This window comes from Schleiferilactobacillus shenzhenensis LY-73 (assembly GCF_000469325.1).
GTDB classification, from domain to species: Bacteria; Bacillota; Bacilli; order Lactobacillales; family Lactobacillaceae; genus Schleiferilactobacillus; species Schleiferilactobacillus shenzhenensis.
In genome coordinates this window covers 96,632-99,085 of record NZ_KI271590.1, presented here as the reverse complement: position 1 = coordinate 99,085, position 2,454 = coordinate 96,632, and the positions used below count along the sequence as shown (strand labels likewise).

At 55.1% G+C, this 2,454-nt stretch carries 2 protein-coding genes; one reads left to right on the top strand and one right to left on the bottom strand.

Going from position 1 to position 2,454, the window contains the following annotated elements; all coding sequences use genetic code 11:
• The first annotated feature begins 373 nt into the window (after positions 1-373).
• The gene (locus tag L248_RS08530; protein WP_022529773.1) at positions 374-736 is read left to right on the top strand and encodes a hypothetical protein; all 363 of its coding nucleotides are present in this window, start codon (positions 374-376) and stop codon (positions 734-736) included.
• A gap of 78 nt (positions 737-814) precedes the next feature.
• Here L248_RS08530 and L248_RS08525 read toward each other — a convergent pair whose 3' ends face one another.
• The gene (locus L248_RS08525; RefSeq protein ID WP_022529772.1) at positions 815-2,359 is read right to left on the bottom strand and encodes an ABC-F family ATP-binding cassette domain-containing protein; all 1,545 of its coding nucleotides are present in this window, start codon (positions 2,357-2,359) and stop codon (positions 815-817) included.
• Positions 2,360-2,454 lie beyond the last annotated feature (95 nt).

The window sequence follows — 2,454 nt, the reverse complement described above, 5'->3', positions numbered from 1 at the left end:
GTCTGAGTACCGATACATTTGCGGGATTGCTTATCCCCCGAAAGGGATATGTGATCCATTCGTCAAAACTTTGTTCAGTTTTCAAAGGCCTGCGTTGCTTTGTTGCCTCAAGCGACAACTCATATAATATATCATGTCAGGCAACTCATGTCAACAATTATTTTTCAATCATCAGCCGGCTGCCTGAGCCGCTGTCGCTGTCTTGGAAAATGACAACGAAAAATATCATACCGTGCTGAGCGGCTCGCGTCAACACCTTTTTTCAGAAATTTCTGCCGCCGACCCTTAAAGCGTGAGCAAATCAATGGACGCACCCCCAGGGAAAGCCTATAGTGACGGTGTTCAACCACGAAAGGGGAGTATCACATTGGCAATGTTAGATGTTAAAAATTCAATTGAGCGGCTGCAATGGACCGTCGACCACCATTTCTTACACATTCAGGCCCAGCATCCATTCATGCGCGCTTGGGCCGTGCAATTTGAGCTGGCCTACACCGACTTCCGGGTCATTCAAATGGCGTTGCAGCTCAGCGGCCCAGAAAATCACGCCCTGCTGGCCCGTTTAGCCAAAAACTACGAGGCCATCTTCGCCTATGAGTATGAATTCGCCGGCAACGGCCTGGACGGATTCAACGCGAAGTTTGGGGACCAGATCGATCAGTATCATGCCCTGGTGACCGAATTCGACGGCATCATCGACGAAGTAAAAAAGCTGCAGCCCGCAGAAACTGATTGAGCTGCGCTGCTGGTGACAAAAACGGCTGCCCGAATGAGGCAGCCGTTTTGTGTTGATGCGTGTACGCACCCGAACAAGTCACTTTCTCAACGAAGCAATATCCAAGACCTTGCCGACCCAGGAATCGTCGTAGAAGCCTTCCTCGTGGGTGACCAGGATCACACCGCCGGGGAACGCCTGGATGGCCGTCCGCAGAGCGTCCTTCGTGGCCTCGTCCAAATGGTTCGTCGGTTCATCCAGCAAGAGCAGATTGCTGGGCGTCAGCAGCAGCCGGGCCAGCTTGATCTTCGACTGCTCGCCGCCGCTCAGTTCATGGATCGGACTCATGGCCTGCTGAGCGGTCAAACCGGTCCGGGCCAGCGCTTGGCGCAAGGTACGGGGCTGGGCTTGGGGGAAGAGGCCTTGGAGATACTGCAGGGGGTAAGCCAGCGGTGCCGGCCAATTCAGTTCCTGGTCATAGTAACCCGGTACCATGGTCGCGGCCTTGTCCACTTCACCGCCAAGGGCAGGTAATTCACCTAGGATCGTGCGCAGCAGCGTGGTCTTGCCGACGCCGTTGAACCCGGCGAAGACGACCACTTCGCCCCGGCCGACAGAAAAGTTGAGGGGGGCCTTGAGCAAAGGCTCGCCGTACCCAATCAGCAGGTCGCTAACGGTGACGAGAATTTCGTTGGCCGTCTCCACATAAGGAAACGCCAAAACGGGCCGCTTGGTATTGCCGGGCGGGGTGAGCCGGTCCACATGAGCCAGCTGCTTCTCCCGGGAACGGGCACTCTTCGAACGAGAGCCGGCTTTGTACTTGCGAATATAGGCCTCCGCCTTATTGATCTTCTCCTGCTGCTTCGTGAATTCCCGCATGTAGCTCTCGTGGGCTTCGTCCCGCAGACGCAAAGCTTGCTTCAAATTGCCGGTATAGCGGGTGATCTTGCCGAACTCGACATCGCAGATCACGTTGGTCACTTGGTCGAGGAAGTCATAATCGTGAGACACCACGATATAGGCGCCATTGAAGTCTTGAAGAAAGCTGACCAGCCAATCAATGTGTTCTTTATCCAAGAAGTTGGTCGGCTCATCCAGCAGTAAGACATCGGGATGGCTGAGCAGTAGCTTCGCGAGAATCAGTTTCGAGCGTTGACCGCCGGACAATTTGGTCACGTCCCGGTCGGCACCCAATTCGGCCAGGCCCAGCCCTGTGGCGACTTGGTCCACCCGGGTATCGATGTTGTAGAAATCGGCGGCTTCCAATTCTTCCTGGATGCTGCCTGCTTTGGCCAGCAGCTCATCGTCGGCGTTCTCGGCATACTGGGTGTAGTCATCGTTCATCCGTTTCTCAGCGGCATAGAGGTCTGCGAAGGCCGAATGCAGGAAGCCGTTAATGGTCACACCGGCACTCAACTTGGCGTACTGGTCCAAGTAGCCATAACGCACCCGTTTTTGCCACTCGACCCGGCCCTCGTCCGGAATCAGCTGACCGGTGATGATATGGATCAAGGTACTCTTGCCGACCCCATTTTGTCCGATGATCCCCATCCGGTCGTGGGGGTTCAGCACCAGCTGGGCGTCAGTGTACAGCTGCTTATCCATAAATTGATGACTCAGACCGGTAACAGACAATAGGGCCATGCGCGGTCCCTCCTTTTTTCAGAAAATGCTGCTATCCAGTATGGCAGGCCCAAGCAAACAAAACAAGTCAGAGGGCGGAGCGGCCCGGTTAGAAG

Excerpts from the sequence above, each read along its gene's own strand:
- L248_RS08530 (WP_022529773.1), top strand. The coding sequence starts at position 374 with ATGTTAGATGTTAAAAATTCAATTGAGCGGCTGCAATGGACCGTCGAC.
- L248_RS08525 (WP_022529772.1), bottom strand. The coding sequence starts at position 2,359 with ATGGCCCTATTGTCTGTTACCGGTCTGAGTCATCAATTTATGGATAAG.